Origin of the sequence: Streptomyces sp. NRRL S-244 (assembly GCF_000717915.1) — a bacterium.
Taxonomy (GTDB): Bacteria; Actinomycetota; Actinomycetes; order Streptomycetales; family Streptomycetaceae; genus Streptomyces.
The window spans coordinates 1-15,928 of record NZ_JOCX01000006.1; the positions used below are offsets into that span (position 1 = coordinate 1).

15 protein-coding genes and 1 riboswitch are annotated in these 15,928 nt (G+C 73.8%); of the genes, 11 read left to right on the forward strand and 4 right to left on the reverse strand.

Annotated features, from left to right (window positions below; genetic code table 11):
* The 4 genes from IF02_RS0108885 to IF02_RS0108900 all read left to right on the forward strand — a co-directional run.
* The coding region (locus IF02_RS0108885; RefSeq protein ID WP_234318137.1) for an ABC transporter ATP-binding protein at nucleotides 1-824 on the forward strand (824 nt) is incomplete at its 5' end.
* A complete protein-coding gene (locus IF02_RS0108890; RefSeq protein WP_030155058.1) occupies nucleotides 821-1,597 on the forward strand; it encodes an ABC transporter ATP-binding protein in 777 nt (258 codons plus the stop codon). The genes IF02_RS0108885 and IF02_RS0108890, both read left to right, overlap by 4 nt.
* A 150-nt stretch (nucleotides 1,598-1,747) precedes the next feature.
* The gene (locus tag IF02_RS0108895; RefSeq protein WP_030155060.1) at nucleotides 1,748-2,596 is read left to right on the forward strand and encodes an aldo/keto reductase; all 849 of its coding nucleotides are present in this window, start codon (nucleotides 1,748-1,750) and stop codon (nucleotides 2,594-2,596) included.
* A gap of 7 nt (nucleotides 2,597-2,603) precedes the next feature.
* Nucleotides 2,604-3,029 (forward strand): RICIN domain-containing protein, encoded by a 426-nt coding sequence (locus IF02_RS0108900; RefSeq protein WP_030155062.1) that lies wholly within the window; start codon nucleotides 2,604-2,606, stop codon nucleotides 3,027-3,029.
* 6 nt (nucleotides 3,030-3,035) lie between these two features.
* On the opposite strand, the gene IF02_RS35115 is transcribed toward IF02_RS0108900, so the two are convergent.
* Nucleotides 3,036-4,445: an HNH endonuclease gene (locus tag IF02_RS35115; protein WP_199809196.1), complete on the reverse strand. Its 1,410-nt coding sequence runs from the start codon at nucleotides 4,443-4,445 to the stop codon at nucleotides 3,036-3,038.
* A gap of 169 nt (nucleotides 4,446-4,614) precedes the next feature.
* Entirely contained in the window at nucleotides 4,615-4,920 is a 306-nt protein-coding gene (locus tag IF02_RS0108915) for a 4a-hydroxytetrahydrobiopterin dehydratase (protein ID WP_030155064.1), read from the reverse strand.
* A gap of 214 nt (nucleotides 4,921-5,134) precedes the next feature.
* Here IF02_RS0108915 and IF02_RS0108920 point away from each other — a divergent pair, with 214 nt between their 5' ends.
* The 6 genes from IF02_RS0108920 to IF02_RS0108945 all read left to right on the forward strand — a co-directional run bounded on the left by IF02_RS0108920 (nucleotide 5,135) and on the right by IF02_RS0108945 (nucleotide 12,356).
* The gene (locus tag IF02_RS0108920; protein WP_030155066.1) at nucleotides 5,135-6,937 is read left to right on the forward strand and encodes a hydroxysqualene dehydroxylase; all 1,803 of its coding nucleotides are present in this window, start codon (nucleotides 5,135-5,137) and stop codon (nucleotides 6,935-6,937) included.
* Between the two features lie 36 nt (nucleotides 6,938-6,973).
* Complete coding sequence (locus IF02_RS0108925; RefSeq protein WP_030155068.1) at nucleotides 6,974-7,780, forward strand: helix-turn-helix domain-containing protein; 807 nt, start codon at nucleotides 6,974-6,976, stop codon at nucleotides 7,778-7,780.
* A gap of 231 nt (nucleotides 7,781-8,011) precedes the next feature.
* On the forward strand, nucleotides 8,012-9,031 hold the full coding sequence (locus IF02_RS0108930) for a hypothetical protein (protein WP_030155069.1): 1,020 nt from the start codon (nucleotides 8,012-8,014) through the stop codon (nucleotides 9,029-9,031).
* Nucleotides 9,028-9,591 carry a toxin-antitoxin system, toxin component gene (locus IF02_RS0108935; RefSeq protein ID WP_234318138.1) on the forward strand — a complete coding sequence of 188 codons (564 nt, stop codon included), beginning with the start codon at nucleotides 9,028-9,030 and terminating at the stop codon, nucleotides 9,589-9,591. Before IF02_RS0108930 ends, IF02_RS0108935 begins: the two co-directional genes overlap by 4 nt.
* A gap of 111 nt (nucleotides 9,592-9,702) precedes the next feature.
* Nucleotides 9,703-11,145: an NAD(P)/FAD-dependent oxidoreductase gene (locus IF02_RS0108940; RefSeq protein WP_051696021.1), complete on the forward strand. Its 1,443-nt coding sequence runs from the start codon at nucleotides 9,703-9,705 to the stop codon at nucleotides 11,143-11,145.
* Nucleotides 11,142-12,356: an MAB_1171c family putative transporter gene (locus IF02_RS0108945; protein WP_030155075.1), complete on the forward strand. Its 1,215-nt coding sequence runs from the start codon at nucleotides 11,142-11,144 to the stop codon at nucleotides 12,354-12,356. The genes IF02_RS0108940 and IF02_RS0108945 overlap by 4 nt, the downstream gene beginning before the upstream one ends.
* Before the next feature lie 145 nt (nucleotides 12,357-12,501).
* On the opposite strand, the gene IF02_RS0108950 is transcribed toward IF02_RS0108945, so the two are convergent.
* Together IF02_RS0108950 and IF02_RS0108955 are read right to left on the reverse strand one after the other, a co-directional pair.
* Nucleotides 12,502-13,755 carry an NADH:flavin oxidoreductase/NADH oxidase family protein gene (locus tag IF02_RS0108950; protein ID WP_030155076.1) on the reverse strand — a complete coding sequence of 418 codons (1,254 nt, stop codon included), beginning with the start codon at nucleotides 13,753-13,755 and terminating at the stop codon, nucleotides 12,502-12,504.
* A 196-nt stretch (nucleotides 13,756-13,951) separates the two neighbouring features.
* Nucleotides 13,952-14,797, reverse strand: a complete 846-nt coding sequence (locus IF02_RS0108955) for a bifunctional 5,10-methylenetetrahydrofolate dehydrogenase/5,10-methenyltetrahydrofolate cyclohydrolase (RefSeq protein ID WP_030155078.1) — start codon at nucleotides 14,795-14,797, stop codon at nucleotides 13,952-13,954.
* Between the two features lie 81 nt (nucleotides 14,798-14,878).
* A riboswitch (ZMP/ZTP riboswitch) is annotated at nucleotides 14,879-14,976 on the reverse strand.
* Nucleotides 14,977-15,084: 108 nt separating this feature from the next.
* On the opposite strand from IF02_RS0108955, the gene IF02_RS0108960 reads away from it, so the two are divergent.
* Nucleotides 15,085-15,846 (forward strand): class I SAM-dependent methyltransferase, encoded by a 762-nt coding sequence (locus IF02_RS0108960; protein ID WP_030155080.1) that lies wholly within the window; start codon nucleotides 15,085-15,087, stop codon nucleotides 15,844-15,846.
* The last annotated feature ends 82 nt before the right edge of the window (nucleotides 15,847-15,928 follow it).

Genomic DNA, 15,928 nt, shown 5'->3' on the forward strand with positions numbered 1-15,928 from the left:
GTGCGGGGGCTGCCGGCGGGGGTGCGGGGGCTGCCGGGCCGGGGCTCCGCCCCCGTACCCCCGGGCCTCGAACGCCGGCCGGGCCGGGTGGGCCGGGCCCCCGTGCCGCGGACGCCGGGCACGGCTCCGCCCGGCCCGCCCTGGAGCTGCGCGGGGTCACCGCCGGGTACGACGGCGGGCTCGTACTGCACGGGGTCGATCTCGCCGTCCGGAGCGGGGAGATCCTCGTCGTGCTCGGGCCGAACGGGGCCGGGAAGAGCACCGCCTGCCGGGTCGCCGCCGGACTCCTGCCCGCCGAGAGCGGGGCGGTCCTCGTACGGGGGCGGGACGCGACCCGTGACGGGCCGGTGCGGCGGGCCCGCAGCGGGGTGCTGCTGGCTCCCGAGGGGCGGGGGATCTTCCCGGCGCTGACCGTCGAGGAGAACCTCACGCTGTACCTCCGCGAAGCGGACGCGCGGGCCGCCGTCCACGACCGCTTCCCCCGGCTCGCCGAGCGGCGGGGGGTGGCCGCCGGAGCCTTGTCCGGTGGGGAGCAGCAGATGCTGGCCCTCGCTCCGCTGCTGCAGCGGCCGCCCGAGGTGCTGATCGCCGACGAGCCGTCGATGGGGCTGGCCCCGAGGGTGGTGGAGGAGGTGTACGCCCTGCTCACCGAGCTCCGGGACGCCGGGACCGCCCTGCTGCTGGTCGAGGAGAAGGCCGCCGGGATCCTCGGGGTCGCCGACACCGTCGCGTACCTCTCCCGGGGCCGGGTCACCTGGTGCGGGCCGCGCGCCGAGGTGGAGGCCGACCGGCTCACCGCGGCCTACCTGGGGAGGACGACATGACGGCGCAGCCGTACGTACTGGAGGGCTCCGGCATCAGCGTCCGGTTCGGTGGCGTGAAGGCGCTGACCGGGGTGGACGTCGGGGTCCGGGCCGGGGAGGTGTGCGGGCTGATCGGACCCAACGGGGCCGGGAAGACCACCCTGTTCGACGTCCTGTCCGGGATCCGGCGGCCCGACCGGGGGCGGATGCTGCTCGACGGGGCGGACATCACCCGCCGCTCCCCGGTGTGGCGGGCCCGGCACGGGATGCGCCGGACCTTCCAGCGCCAGCAGCTGTTCGGGCAGCTCAGCGTGGCCGAGAACCTGCTGGTCGCGCAGGAGTGGCGCGGTGGCGGGGGCGGGCTCGCCGCCGACCTCCTCGGGGCGCCGGGGCGCCGCCGTCGGGAGCGGGAGCGCCGGGAGCGCGGCGAGCGGGTGCTGGCGTCCTGCGGGATCGGCGCGCTGGGGGCGGCGTACGCGGGCGGGCTGCCGGTCGGTCAGGCCCGCATGGTCGAGCTGGCCCGCGCGGTGGCCGATCCGCCGCGGGTGCTGCTGCTGGACGAGCCCGCGTCCGGGTTGTCGGCGCCCGAGCGCGAGCAGCTCGCGGGGGTCGTGCGCCGGCTGGCCGAGGAGGAGGGGTGCGCGGTGCTGCTGGTGGAGCACGACGTGGCCTTCGTCATGGAGCTGTGTACGCGGGTGGTGGTCCTGGACCTCGGCAGCGTCCTCGCCGAGGGCTCGCCCGCCGGGATCCGGGCCGATCCGCTGGTCCGGGAGGCCTATCTGGGGGCGTCCTGACGGTGTGTCCGGTCCGTGTGCGCCGCCGTGGCGGGAATACGCTCGCCGGGGCGGCCGGTTGTCGCCCCTCGTACGCCCGTACGCCTGGACGTCCGCACCTGTACGTCCGTACGCGCCGCCCAGCCCGTCGAACCGAGGGAACAGCCAGACGTGAACGACGTCCCCGCCATCCGGCTCAACAACGGCACGCTCATGCCCCAGCTCGGGTACGGCGTCTTCCAGGTCCCGGACTCCGAGGCCGCGCAGGCGGTCGGGGCCGCGCTGGAGGCGGGGTACCGGAGCATCGACACGGCGGCCGCCTACCGCAATGAGACGGGCACCGGCCAGGCGATCGCCGCGTCCGGGGTGCCGCGCGAGGAGCTGTTCGTCACCACCAAGCTGTGGAACGACCGCTCCCGGACCTGGCAGCGGGACGACGTGCTGCGCGCGCTCGACGCCTCCCTCGCCAAGCTGGGCCTCGACCACCTCGACCTGTACCTCATCCACTGGCCGCGCCCGATGCGCGACGACTTCCTCACCATCTGGAAGACGTTCGAGGAGATCGCGGAGAGCGGCCGCGCCCGCTCCGTCGGCGTGTCGAACTTCCGCCCGGCCGACCTGGAGCGGCTCGGCGCCGAGAGCCCGCTGGTCCCGGCCGTGAACCAGGTCGAGCTGCACCCCCTCTTCCCGCAGGCCGAGCTGCGCGCCGTGCACGCGACGCTCGGCATCGCCACCGAGGCCTGGTCCCCGCTCGGCCAGGGCAAGGAGCTGCTGACGCTCCCGGCCGTCGTCGAGACCGCCGCCCGGTACGGGCGCTCCCCCGCCCAGGTGGTGCTGCGCTGGCACCTCCAGCTCGGGAACGTCGTCATCCCGAAGTCGGTGACCCCGGCGCGGATCCGGGAGAACCTGGACGTGTTCGGCTTCGAGCTGGAGGCCGCCGACCTCGCGGCGCTGGACGCGCTGGGCCGGGGTTCCGCGGCCGGGCGGATCGGGCCGGACCCGGCCGTCTTCGACATCTGAGCCGCGGATGAGCCTGCCCGACGGGGTCTACCGGATCCGGAACGTCGCCAGCGGCCTGCTGCTCCAGCTGGAGGGCAGTACCCGGGTGGGGGTGGGCCCGGACGGCCCGCCCGCGCCGCCGGCGGCCCGGCAGTGGCGGATCTCGCCGGTCCACAGCGGCGGCGGGATCGTGCACATCGTCAGCGTGCACAACGACAAGCGGCTGGACGTCGCGAACGCGTCGACGGAGAGCGGCACCCGGGTCCAGGTGTGGCGGGCGAACGCGTTCGGGGCGCAGGAGTGGATCGTCGAGGAGCATCTCGACGATCCAGGGGTGGTGTCCCTGATCGCCTGTATCAGCGGCCTGCCGCTGGAGGCGGACGAGGAGGGCCGGGCCCGCCAGTGCGAGGACACCGACTCCCCCGCCCAGTGGTGGCGGCTGGACCCCGCCTGAGGAGTCTCAGCGGTACGTCTTCGGCGGACTCGCCTTCCACGCCCGGTCGAGGGAGTCGTCCCACGTGCCGTCCCGGTCGAAGCTGGCGGCCCGGCAGCCGCGGGACATGGGCGCCGCGGCGCTGTGGCGCCAGGCGGCGTCCCCGATCCGGGCGATGGCGTGGCCGCAGTGCCGGCAGAGCGTGTGTCCCATCAACTCGTCGGCCAGTCGCTCGAATTGTGCGGTGCGGTCCGCCACCTCCTCTTTGATCCCCCGCAACACCTCCTCGGCACTGGACACCCCCGCCGAACCGATGAGGTCGCGCACGAGCGCCGCCGCCTCCATCGCGATGTCGGCGCGCCGTGCCGCATCGGCGAGGCTCTGCGCGCCACCGCTGCCAGGCGACTTGCGCACCGTCCGCTCCGCCAGTTCAGCCGACGGACGGCTTGACACGGTCGGCAGGTCGTCGGCCGCCTCGTGCACCGCGGCCCCGTCTCTCAGGCGCCGGCGCGCCACTTCGAGGGCCCACGCCTCGGTGGACGCCTTCTTGGCGACGTTGAAGTGGGTGCTGGTCGCCGCTTCCATCACCGTGTGGAACTCCTCCATCAGCGCTCCCCAGTGGTAGCCGCCGGTGAAGTCCTCCGGGGTCCAGCCGTAGTGGCGCACGAGTTCGTCGCGGACCCGGCCGAAATGGCGCAGGCTCCCCCGCACCGGACCGGACGTCTCGATGCGGAGGCCGAGGTTCTCGGCCTTCGCCAGCATCTCCGGCTCCACGCCCTCCCACTTCATGTGGCCGTCGCGTTCGCAGGCGTAGTCGACCCAGGACCAGAAGGCCTCGGCGTCCGCGACGTCCGGCGCCTCACGGTGGTGGCGCGGGCAGAGGAGGGCGAAGTTGCGCACGTCGTTGGAACCGCCGAGCGACTCCGGGACCACGTGGGCCCTCTCCACCGGCGCCTGCCAGCAGATCAGGCAGATCGGCTCATCGAGGCCGAGGTAGTCGGCGATGGCCCGTACCGGGGGTCTGGACCGGCGGCCGTCGGGCCGGCTCTCGCGGTTGCGTACGGGCAGCCGGCGGTGGTCGTAGGCGTGTTCTTCGTCGGGGTCCCGTATGTTCAGGACGTCGGGGACGTCCTCGCGTTGCGGCTCGGGGTTCTTCACCTGGTAGAGCGGCGTGCTGATCTCCGTGAGATACGGGCCGAGGAATCCCAGGAGGAACTCGCGGACGATCTCCCGGGCGTCGGCGTCGTAGTCGCCTGCGGCGTCGCGGTGCCCCTGGATGTCGAGGTAGAGGTGGCGCGGGGCGCCGGGGCTCGTCTCCGCGGCCTTCTTGAGGATCGCGAAGAGGCGGGTGGCGCACTTGGCGAAGTCCTCTTCGACCCGCATGTCGTGGTAGAGCGCGATCGCCTTCGGCTTCCGCGTCTGCGGACTGTCGTTCATGGGCGCACCGTAGGCGCAGCCACTGACAGCGGGCCTGCGTACGGGGCTTCGGGCGCGAGCGGGCCGGGGGCCGCGGCGACGGCGGCTCCGGCGCACGGGATGCCGCCGCGGGTGGCGTCGTACGCGGCGGCCTCGGCTTCGTGGTCGGGCAGGGGCTCCGCCGGACGGGTCAGCTCGCGCCGTGGGTGGGCGCCAGGGCCTCTACGCGTTCGGCGAGGGTGAAGTCGGCGCCGGTCACGGCGTCGCCCGCGCTGTGCGTGTTCACGGACACCCGGACCGTGTTGTAGCCGAGGGTCAGGTCGGAGTGGTGGTTCAACTCGTCCTGGACCGCGGCGATGTGGGTGACGAGGGCGCTCGCCGCGAAGTGGGTGCCCAGCCGGTACGTGCGGATGATCCGGTCGTCCTCGAAGGCCCAGCCGGGGAGCTCCCGCAACCGGTCCTCGATCTCCTTCTGCGAAAGCGGCTCGTCTGCCATCGGCATGCTCCTTCACCGTTCGGACCCGACTTCTGACGTGGAGTCAAGGTTCCCACAGCTCACGGCGGAGGGAAGGTTTCGCGCCATAGTGCGTGCGGGTACTTCCGCGCCTTCCGGGTCGGGGGTGGCGCCCCTATGCTCCTGCGCCGGACGTGACCGTTACCGCCGGTAACGCGTAGCTGGACGCACACGTCCCGGACGAAGGGGCTTCCTCATGACGCGCACGGGCAGTTCGAGACGTACGTTCATCGCGGGCGCGGGAGCGGCGGCCACCGCCGGGGCGCTGGGAGCCACCGGGGCCCTGGCCACCCCCGCCCACGCCCAGGCCCCCGCCCAGGCCCGGTCCCCGGAGAGCGCCGGCCGCCGGGTCGCCGTCCTCGGCGGCGGGGTCGCCGGGCTCACCGCCGCCCACGAGCTCGCCGAGCGCGGCTACGCCGTCACCGTGTACGAGCGCCGCGCGCTCGGCGGCAAGGCCCGCAGCATGGACGTCCCCGGCAGCGCCCGCGGCGGCCGCCGGCCGCTGCCCGCCGAGCACGGCTTCCGCTTCATCCCGGGCATCTACCACAACCTGCCCGACACCATGCGCCGCATCCCGTTCCCCGGCAACGCCCACGGCGTGTGGGACAACCTCGTCGCCCCGCCCGAGATGATGTTCGCCCGGGCCGCCGGCCGCGAGGACCTGCGCGCCCCCATCCCCTGGCCCGGCCACTCCCCCGCCTCGCTGACGCCCGACGAGATCCGACGCGCCCTGACCGGCATCCTCCAGTCGCTGGTCCGGCTGCCGCCGCACGAGAGCGCGTACTTCGTCGACCGCGTGCTGGTCTTCCTCACCAGCTGCGACGAGCGCCGCGACGAGGTCTGGGAGAACACCCCCTGGTGGGAGTTCGTACGGGCCGCGCAGATGTCGAACGAGTACCAGCGCATCCTCGCCGTCGGCATCACCCGCAACATCGTCGCGACCAAGGCCGAAGAGGCCTCCACCCGCACCGTCGGCACCCTCGGCGAGGCCTTCGTCTTCAACGCGCTGGGACGCGGCGCGGACGGGCCGCCGGACCGGATCCTCAACCTGCCGACGAACGAGGCCTGGATCGACCCCTGGGAAGCCCATCTGCGCACGCTCGGCGTGGAGTTCAGGATCGGCTGGACGGTGCAGGAGGTGCAGTACGGGAACGGCCGGGTGAGCGGCGTCGGGGTCCTGGACCCGGCCGGGGTCCGGCGGACCGTCACCGCCGACCACTACGTCAGCGCCCTGCCGGTCGAGCACGCCCGGCGCACCTGGAGTCCCGGGCTGCGGGCCGCGGACCCGATGCTGGGCCGCTGCGACCGGCTGGAGACCGACTGGATGACCGGCATCCAGTTCTACCTCACCGAGCGCGCGCCCCTCGTCCACGGGCACCTCAACTGCATCGACTCGCCCTGGTCGTTGACGGCGATCCAGCAGGCCGAGCACTGGCCGGCCCGCGACTTCCCGGCCGACTACGGGGACGGGGTGGCGGTGGACTGCCTGTCGGTGGACGTCTCCGACTGGGACAAGCCGGGGATCCTGTACGGGAAGACGGCCAAGCAGTGCACCCGCGACGAGGTCGCCCGCGAGGTGTGGGCGCAGCTGAAGGCCTCCCTCAACGACACCGGGAAGACCCTGCTGACGGACCGCACCCTGCACTCGTGGTTCCTGGACCCGGGGGTGGACGGGCTCGGCACCCCGAACCCGACCAACCAGGACCAGCTGCTGATCCACCCCACCGGCACCTTCCACAACCGGCCGAGCGCGGACACCCGCATCCCCAACTTCTTCCTCAGCGGGGACTACGTGGCCGTCGACATCGACCTCGCGACGATGGAGGGCGCCAACGCCTCGGCCCGGGCCGCCGTCAACGCCCTGCTGGAGCGGGACGGTTCGACGGCGCAGCGGTGCGCGGTCCTGCCGATGTACCGGGCCCCGGAGGTGGAGTCCTTCAAGCGCCACGACCTGTGGCGGTACCGGCTCGGCCTGCGCAACGTCTTCGACCTGGGCTGAGCCGCCGCCTGCGCCCGCTCGGCTAACGTCGTGCGCATGACCTCGACCGCCCCGTCCGTCGGAGCCCTGCTGCGCACCTGGCGGGAGCGGCGCGGCATCAGCCAGCTGGAGCTGGCGGGCCGCGCCGACTCCTCGTCCCGGCACATCAGCTTCATCGAGACCGGCCGGTCCCGGCCGAGCAAGGAGATGGTCCTGCGGCTCGCGGACCACCTCGACGTGCCGGTCCGCGAGCGCAACGCGCTGCTGCTCGCGGCGGGTTACGCCCCGCACTACGCGCAGACCCCGCTGGACGACCCGTCGATGGGGACGCTGCGCGAGGGCCTGGAGCGGCTGCTGACCGGCTACGAGCCGTATCCGGCGATGGTCGTGGACGCCACGTACGACGTCGTCGCGGCCAACCGCGGCATCGCGATGCTGCTCGACTCCCTGCCCGAGCACCTCCTGGTCCCGCCGCTGAACGCCATGCGGATCACCCTGCACCCGCAGGGCCTGGCCCCGCGGATCCGCAACCTCCGGGAGTGGCGCGGGCACCTGCTGGCCCAGATGGAGCGGCAGATCGCGCTGTCCCGCTCGGCGCCGCTGCGCGCGCTGTACGAGGAGGTGTCCGGATACCCGGCCGAAGCCGGGCAGCAGGACGCCGAGTCCGAGCCCGCGTCCGGCGAGGGCGCCGCGTACATCGCGCTGCCGCTGCTGATCGAGCACGACGGGCACCTGCTCTCCTTCGTGTCCTCGATCGCGACGTTCAACACGCCGATGGACGTGACCGTCGCCGAGCTGGCCATCGAGACACTGCTCCCGGCCGACGCGGCGACGGCGAAGTACCTGCGCTCACTGGGACCCTGAGCCCCCGCCCGCAGCGCCGACCACTGGACGCAGGAGAAGGCGGCGTACGCGGGGCCGTTCGCGGCGGTGGCCACGCCGTCGAGAGCGAGGAAGCGGTGCGCGGCGTGCCAACCTTCTTTGACTCACATCGCAAGAAACGTTGGGATTCTCCTGTTTCGGCGACGGGCGGAGGGCTACGCTGCACCCAGCCGAAGCTCTCGAACGTCCTCTCGACATACGGAGAACCTCACGGTGCCAGCCGCCGACCGACCCGATCTGGCCTCCGCCTGGGCCCGCGTCGCGGCATTGGCCGAGCGGAGCGGCCGGGATCCGGGCGAGGTGCTGTGCCCGGAGCGGCTGAGCCGGCTGTGCGGGGTCGAACCCGCGCTCATTGCGCAGGTCGTGGCCGGGACCGCACCCGAAGTGCCCCTGTGCCTGCGGGTGCACCGGCGCTTCCTGCGGCTGCGGGCCACCCGCCGCGACAAGCACGGCCGGGAGTGGTCGCTGGCCGCCATCGCGGAGGACTTCCAGGCGCCCGGCGCCTCCCTCGGCCCCCTCAACGCGGGCACCGGACTGCCCCGGCTGGGCCACGCGGCGGGCGTGCAGCGGTTCTTCGGGGTCTATGCCGGCTTCCTCCTCGCGGACAGCCAGTGCGCCGTCGAGCACGCCCTCGCCACCACCGGCGCCGGCGTCTCGGCGGACCTCGGGCACCTCTCGTACCTGACGGGCATGCCCCCGCAGGACATCCGGCTCACCCTCGACGGCGCACCGCCCCGGCTGCCGCTGAAGGAGCAGGTCCGCCAGCGGTTCGAGCACCTGCGGCGCACCCGGCCGCGCGCGGACGGCCAGGCCCACTCCCTCGCCGCCATCGCCCACTCCTTCTACGCGTCGGGGCAGTCGCTGACCCGCCTCGCGCGCGGCGACGGCCTGCCCAACCTCGCGGCGGCCGCCGGGATCCAGCGCTTCTACGGGGTCGACGGCGGCTTCCTGCTGGCCGACGACACCGAGGCGCTCGCCACCGCCCTCGCCGGGATCGAGCACGAGCTGGAAACCGCCGAACGCAGCACGGAGAACCCGATGCTGGCCGTCCTGCGGGCACACGACGTACGGAGCATCGTCACGCGTGCCGGGCGGCTCTCCCCGGCGGGCTGGAAGTCGCTGGCCGACCACCTCGACGACCTGCTGGCACGCGAGGGACAGCTGACACGCGAGAGCGCGGGCCGCACGGCGGTGCCGGACGGCCGGAAGGCCGCCGAGGGGGGAGCTCCATGAGGACCACACGGACCATGCGGAAACTCGGCGGTGATCTGCTGGCGGAAGCGCGCCTGGCGCGGCCGGCCGATGCCGCCGAGATCATCGGGAGCCTGTGCGCCGCGTACGGCCGCAGGCGCGGCGGCCGGCCGGTGGAGTTCCGGTTCGCCGGGTTCCCGCCCGACACGGCCAGCGGGCTGTGGCTGGAGATGGAAGAGCGCGACCTGCTCGTCATCGAGGAGCGCACCCGGCCCGAGCACCAACTCGTGATCGCCTGCCACGAGTTATGGCACCTGGAGGAGGGCACCTGCGACAGCCACGGCCCGGGCATGGCCGTGGCGGCCCGGCTCACCGGAGACCGGGGCGACCTCGCGGAGCTGCTGCACTCGGAGACCGGACTGGGCAGCGTGGTCCGGCAGGCGGCCGCTCGCGCCGACCGGGAGGATCCGGCGGAGATCCGGGCCGAGACCTTCGGCCTGTACCTCGGCCAAGTCCTCAAGGCGTACCTGCCGGGGCCCCGCGAGGAGCGGTTCCCCGAGGCGATCGAGCGCATCAAGACCTCGCTCGGCTGGGGCCGTTGAGTGCACGCCCCCGCGGCGTACCGATGACGCCCCGGTGACCGGCGACTCCCCCCTCCCGACGCACCTCACGCGCGCCGCTGCCCCCGCACGGCCCCGACAGAGAGCACCACGATGACCCAGTCCTCCCCGCCCCGCCACGCCATCGTCATCGGCGGCAGCATGGCCGGCCTGCTCGCGGCGGCCGTGCTCGCCGAGCACGCGACGGTCACGATCATCGACGCCGACACGCTGCCCGACAGCCCGGCGCCGCGGCGCGGGCTCCCGCAGGCCCGGCACGTCCACGTCATGTGGTCGGGCGGGGCGCGCGCCATCGAGAAGATACTCCCGGGCATCACCGAGGCGTGGACGGCGGCCGGCGCGATCCGCCGCAGCCTGCCCACCGACCTGGTCACCATGACCGCCCAGGGCTGGATCCCGCGCTGCGGGGAGAAGCAGTTCAACATCTCGTGCAGCCGCGACCTCCTCGACGCGGTGGTCCGCGCCCGGGTGACCGGCCTGCGCGGTGTCACCACGCTCCAGCGGAGCCGCGTACGGGCTTTGGAGGGCACGGCGGCCCGCGTCACCGGCGTCCGCGTCGACACCCCCGGGGAGCAGAACCGGCTGGTCACCGCCGACCTCGTGGTCGACGCGAGCGGGCGCGGCTCCCGGGCCCGGGCCTGGCTCCAGGAGCTGGGGGTCGGCGGGATCAGACAGGCCCAGGTCGACTCCGGCCTGGTGTACGCGACCCGGATCTTCGAAGCCCCGGCCGGAGCCCACGAGATGGGCTTCCCGATCGTCAACGTGCAGTCCGATCCGCGGGTGTACGTACCCGGCCAGACCGCGACGATCGTCCCCATCGAGAACGGCCAGTGGCAGGCCACCCTGTCCGGCACCCGCGGCGGCCAGCCCACCGGCGACCCCGAGCAGTTCATCCCGTTCGCCAAGGGCCTGCGCGATCCGATCGTCGGCGAGCTCCTCGACGGCAGGAAGGCGCTGACCGACATAGCCGTCACCCAGGGCACCGCCAACCGCCGGGTCTACTTCGAGAAGGCGGACCTGCCCGACGGGTTCTTCGCCGTCGGCGACTCCGTCGCCACCTTCAACCCGCTGTACGGGCAGGGCATGACCGTCGCCGCACAGGGGTTGCTGGCCGTACGGGACCTGCTGCGCGCCCAGGGCCTCGCCCACCCCTCCTTCGGCCGCGAGGCACAGCGCGCGCTCGTCCCGCAGGTGTCCACCGCCTGGGAGCTCGCCACCTCGCAGGACATCCTGTACCCGGGAGCCACCGGCATGAAGCCGCGGGCCGGTGTCGGGCTGCTCAACGCGTACGTCAACCGGCTGATGACCGGGGCCACCACGCGGGAGGCGCTGACCGCCGCGTTCCTCCAAGTGATCACCATGAGCAGCACGCCCGCGTACTGGCTGCGCCCCTCGGTGGTCTGGCGGGTGCTGCGCGCCTCGGACCGGGGTGCGCTGAAGGCGCCGCCGCTGACCGCGGCGGAGCGGGCCGTCGCGGGGCTCGACCAGGGGTCCGGACCGGTCGATCCCGTGGGTCCCGTCGGTCAGGCGCGATGAACGACGGTCTCATCCTCTACGTTCCCGGGTCGGTGATGATCCTGGCGCTGCTGATCAAGGCGCCGACCCTGCGCCGGGGCTGGGACCAGCCGCTCATGCGGGCCGTGTGCACCCTGCTCGTCGTCGGCTGCCTCGTCATGTTCCTGGCGGCGCCGCCGACGATCTCCGCGGTCAACCGGCTCACCGGCATCGTCAACTTCTCGGCCCCGCTGGTGTACAGCGCGCTGACCGCGTTCTCGGGGTCGTGCATCGTCCTGGTCCTGCAGTGGGGCGGCGGCCCGCCCGCCGTCGTACGCCGGGCCACCCGGCTGACGGTGGCCGTGTTCAGCGCCGTCACGCTGCTCATCGTCGTCCTGTTCACGATCGGCGACGCGCCCGTGGAGCGCCTGCGCGACCTGGACACGTACTACGCCAACACGCCCTGGCTGCGCGAGATGATCGTCTGCTACCTGCTCGCGCACACCGTGGGCAGTTCGACGCTGACCCTGCTGTGCTGGAAGTGGCTGCTGCGCGTACGCCCCTCGCTGCGCCCGCTGCGCACCGGACTGGCCTTGATCGTGCTCGGCGGGGTGCTGGACCTGGGCTACCTGGTCACGAAGTGGGCGGCCGTGGGCGCCCGCTGGGCGGGCCGCGACTGGGACGGCCTGTCCACGTACGTGGCCCCGCCGTTCGCCTCCGCCGCCGCCCTGATGGTGGGCTCGGGGTTCATCGTCCCGCTGGTCGGCGGTTCGGCGGCCTGGCGGGACTTCAGCCGGTACCGGCGGCTGCACCCGCTGTGGAAGGCGCTGCGCGGCTTCGCCGCGTCGAGCGTGACGACGGTGCCGCTGACCTGGTGGTCGCCGATCGGGATCCGGCTGATCCACCGCGAATCGGTGATCGACGACGGGATCCTGGCCCTGGCCCGCTGGTTCGACCCGGCCGTGCGGGGCGCCGCGTACGAGGCCGCCCTCGGCCAGGGCATGTGCGAGACGAAGGCTTCGGTCGTGGCCGACGCGGCCATGCTCGCCGCGGCCTGCCGGCGCCGGGAGGCGGCCGCGGCGAGCGCGGCCGCGGAAGCCGCGGAAGCCGCCGACCGGGCGGCCGAGGCCGAGGCCGACCAGGGGCTGCCCGAGCCGTACCGGCTGGACTCCCGGCCGCTGGCCGCCTTGGCCCGGGAGTTCCGCACCTCCCCCATCGTGGCGGCCGTACGGCGGGACCCGGCCGCCCTCTGAACGCGCGGGCGGCCTGCGCTGGCGGCCTGCGCGGGCGGCCTGCGCGGGCGGCTTGCGCGGGCGGCCTGCCGGGGCGGCGGGCACCGGCCGCCTGCGTGGGCGGCGGGCACCGGCTGCGGGGCACCGGCGCCGGGAACGCCCGGCCTCAGCCGACGAGGGCGTCCTCGGGCTCGGGATTGCGGGCCAGCCAGGCCCCGTACGCCCGCACCCGGCGCCAGTGCTGGAGCTGGTCGAGGGCGAACGTGGCCCGCGGGGAGGCCTCCGGGCGCGGCTCCAGCCCGCGCGCCAGCCGGTGCATCTGGAACCGTACGAAGGCCAGCAGCGCGGCGCCGGCCAGGTCCCGGTCCTTCCACCGCAGCCGCTCCACCATCACCCGTACGTCCTCCCCGGCGCGCCAGCGGGCCGGCAGGTCGGGGCGGAACGCCAGCGCCGAGGCGAGCCCGACGACGGACACCCCGCGCGCCAGGACCCTCCGCGCGGTCTCCTGCCGGCCTATCCCGCCGGTCAGCATCAGCGGCATCGTGGCCGCCTCCAGGAACTGCTCCGCGAAGGAGAGGAAGTACGCCTCCCGCTCGAGGGTCCGCAGATCGGCGGTACGGCCCAGGGTCGCGGGGCTCTCGACGCTGCCGCCGGACAGCTCGACCAGGTCGACGCCGAGGCCGCCGAGGGCCGAGAGCACCTGCGCCGCGTCCTCGGTGTCGAAACCGCCGCGCTGGAAGTCGGCGGTGTTGAGCTTGACGCCGACCGCGAAGCCGGGGCCGACCTGCGCGCGGACCGCCCGGACGACCTCGGTGAGCAGCCGGACCCGGTTCTCCAGGCTGCCGCCCCAGCGGTCGGTGCGCCGGTTGACCAGCGGGGAGAGGAACTGGCTGAGCAGGTAGCCGTGGGCGGCGTGGATCTGCACCCCGTCGAAGCCGGCCTCCTCGGCCCGCCGGGCCGTGACCGCGAACCGGGCGACGGTGGCCTCGATGTCGGCCTCGGTCATCGCGGTGGGGCGGGCGAAGCGCTTGGTGTGCTTGCCGAGGCTCACCCCTATGTCGGAGGGCGCCCAGGCCGTGCCGGGCATCTCGGAGCCGACCTGCCGGCCCGGGTGGTTGATCTGCATCCAGACCCGGCCGCCGCCACCGGACGCGGCCTCGGCCCAGCGGCGGAAGGGGGCGAGCGGGGAGCGGGCGTCGAGGACGATGGTGCCCGGGGCGGTCAGCGCCCGGCGGTCGACCATCACGTTCCCGGTGATCAGGAGTCCGGCGCCGCCCCGCGCCCAGCGGCGGTAGAGCCTCGCGATGCGCTCGTCCGGCAGCTGGCCGGACCCGGCGAGGCTCTCCTCCATGGCGGCCTTCGCCAGGCGGTTCGGCAGGGTGGTGCCGTTGGGCAGCTCCAGTGGCGTGAACAGGTCCATCAGCGGTCTCCCCAGGAAACGTGTTGCACGTGTCATCGCGCGCCCCGGCGCAAAAGATACCGCCGCTCCCCGGCGCCCGGCAGGCTTCGGCCACAAGATTCCGGACACCCCCGGAACGCGGAACGCCCCGGGCCGAAAGGGCCCGGGGCGTCTCCCGTACGGGGGCGTTCCCGTACGCGGGGGTACAACGCTGAGGTCAGAGGTCCGCGAGCTCCAGCCCGGCCTGGGCGGCGGCCGCCTGGACGGTCTGCTCCAGCAGCACGGCGATGGTCATCGGGCCGACGCCGCCGGGGACCGGGGTGATCAGCGAGGCACGGGCGGCGGCCGACTCGAAGTGGACGTCGCCGACGTTGCCCTCGTTGTAGCCGGCGTCCAGGACCACGGCGCCCGGCTTGATGTCCTCGCCGCGGATGAACTCGGCCTTGCCCACGGCGGCGACCAGCACGTCGGCCTGGCGCACGATCGAGGGCAGGTCCACGGTGCGGGAGTGGCAGTAGGTGACGGTGGCGTTCTGCTCCAGCAGCAGCATGCCGGCCGGCTTGCCCAGGATCGCGCTGCGCCCGACGACCACGGCGTGCTTGCCGGTCAGGTCCACGTCGTACGCGGCGAGGAGCCGCATGATGCCGCCGGGGGTGCAGGACACGAAGCCCGGCAGCCCGAAGCCCATGGCGGCGAAGGAGTGCATGGTGACGCCGTCGACGTCCTTGCCCGGGGCGATGGCCTCGAAGGCGGCGCGCTCGTCGATGTGGTGCGGGACCGGGTGCTGGAGCAGGATGCCGCTGATCTCCGGGTCCTCGGAGAGGGCGGTGAGGGCGGCGACGAGCTCCTCGGTGGTGGTCTCGGCCGGCAGCTCCACGTGGCGGGAGGTGATCCCGGCCTTGGCGCAACGGTTCTGCTTCATCTTCACGTACGTCACGGACGCCGGGTCCTCGCCGACCAGCACGGTCGCGAGGCAGGGGGCGGTGCCGGTGCGCTCGGTGATCTTCGCCGCGAGGGCGGCGGTCTGCTCCGAGATGCGGCGGGCGACGGCGGTGCCGTCCATCAGCCGGGCAGAGGCGGTGGCAGTCTGGGCAGTCGTCAAGGGATCTCCTGGGCGTCGCTGCGGATCGCGGTTCGCGGGTTCGCGGTTCGCCCAGGCGCGCGGCAGGAGACGTACGTGCGGACGTACGCCGGGCCGCTCCCCGGTGGTGATCCACCCGAACGCCAGTCACGGCCCGCCTCCACTCTAATGGACCCCGCCCGCGTCCGCGGTGGTCCGCGGCGGCCCTCGGCGTGAGGGATCCGGTCAAACCGGTGGATCACCGGCGCCGCGCCTGGGACGATCGAGACATGACGCGCACTTTCGACCACCTCGTCGCGGAAGCCGAGTCCGTTTCGGTCGACGGCTGGGACTTCTCCTGGCTCGACGGCCGGGCCACCGAGCAGCGCCCCTCCTGGGGCTACCAGCGGCTGCTCGGCGAGCACCTCGCCCGGGTCCGCTCCGCCCTCGACATCCAGACCGGCGGCGGAGAGGTGCTGGCCGGAGCCGGGCCGCTGCCCCCGCTGACGGCGGCCACCGAGTCCTGGCCGCCGAACATCGACAAGGCGACCCGGCTCCTGCACCCGCTGGGCGCGGTCGTGGTCGCGGACGCCGACGAGCCGCCGCTGCCGTTCGGCGACGAGGCCTTCGAGCTGGTCGCGAGCCGGCATCCGATGACCATCTGGTGGGAGGAGATCGCTCGGGTCCTGCGCCCGGGCGGTACGTACCTCTCGCAGCAGGTCGGGCCGGCGAGCGTCTTCGAGCTCGTCGAGTACTTCCTGGGGCCCCAGCCGGAGGAGGTCCGCCGCGGCCGGCACCCCGACGACGCGGTCGCCGACGCCGCCAAGGCCGGCCTCGAAGTGGTGGATCTCCGCTCCGAGCGGCTGCGTACGGAGTTCCACGACATCGGAGCCGTGATCTACTTTCTCCGGAAGGTGATCTGGATGGTGCCCGGCTTCACGGTCGGGCAGTACCGGGACCGGTTGCGCGAGCTCCACGAACGGATCGAACGTGACGGCCCGTTCGTGGCCCACACCGCCCGTTTCCTCATCGAGGCCCGCAAAACGGGCTGACGGGAAGGGCGGCGCGGGCGCGGACGGATCCACGGCCGAATGGTTGCGCGCCCACAGCGTGGCGCAGGTCACTCAATTCAGC

Coding starts and splice junctions, on each gene's coding strand:
- IF02_RS0108890 (WP_030155058.1), top strand. CDS start 821: ATGACGGCGCAGCCGTACGTACTGGAGGGCTCCGGCATCAGCGTCCGG.
- IF02_RS0108900 (WP_030155062.1), top strand. CDS start 2,604: ATGAGCCTGCCCGACGGGGTCTACCGGATCCGGAACGTCGCCAGCGGC.
- IF02_RS35115 (WP_199809196.1), bottom strand. CDS start 4,445: ATGAACGACAGTCCGCAGACGCGGAAGCCGAAGGCGATCGCGCTCTAC.
- IF02_RS0108915 (WP_030155064.1), bottom strand. CDS start 4,920: ATGGCAGACGAGCCGCTTTCGCAGAAGGAGATCGAGGACCGGTTGCGG.
- IF02_RS0108920 (WP_030155066.1), top strand. CDS start 5,135: ATGACGCGCACGGGCAGTTCGAGACGTACGTTCATCGCGGGCGCGGGA.
- IF02_RS0108925 (WP_030155068.1), top strand. CDS start 6,974: ATGACCTCGACCGCCCCGTCCGTCGGAGCCCTGCTGCGCACCTGGCGG.
- IF02_RS0108935 (WP_234318138.1), top strand. CDS start 9,028: ATGAGGACCACACGGACCATGCGGAAACTCGGCGGTGATCTGCTGGCG.
- IF02_RS0108940 (WP_051696021.1), top strand. CDS start 9,703: ATGACCCAGTCCTCCCCGCCCCGCCACGCCATCGTCATCGGCGGCAGC.
- IF02_RS0108945 (WP_030155075.1), top strand. CDS start 11,142: ATGAACGACGGTCTCATCCTCTACGTTCCCGGGTCGGTGATGATCCTG.
- IF02_RS0108950 (WP_030155076.1), bottom strand. CDS start 13,755: ATGGACCTGTTCACGCCACTGGAGCTGCCCAACGGCACCACCCTGCCG.
- IF02_RS0108955 (WP_030155078.1), bottom strand. CDS start 14,797: ATGGACGGCACCGCCGTCGCCCGCCGCATCTCGGAGCAGACCGCCGCC.
- IF02_RS0108960 (WP_030155080.1), top strand. CDS start 15,085: ATGACGCGCACTTTCGACCACCTCGTCGCGGAAGCCGAGTCCGTTTCG.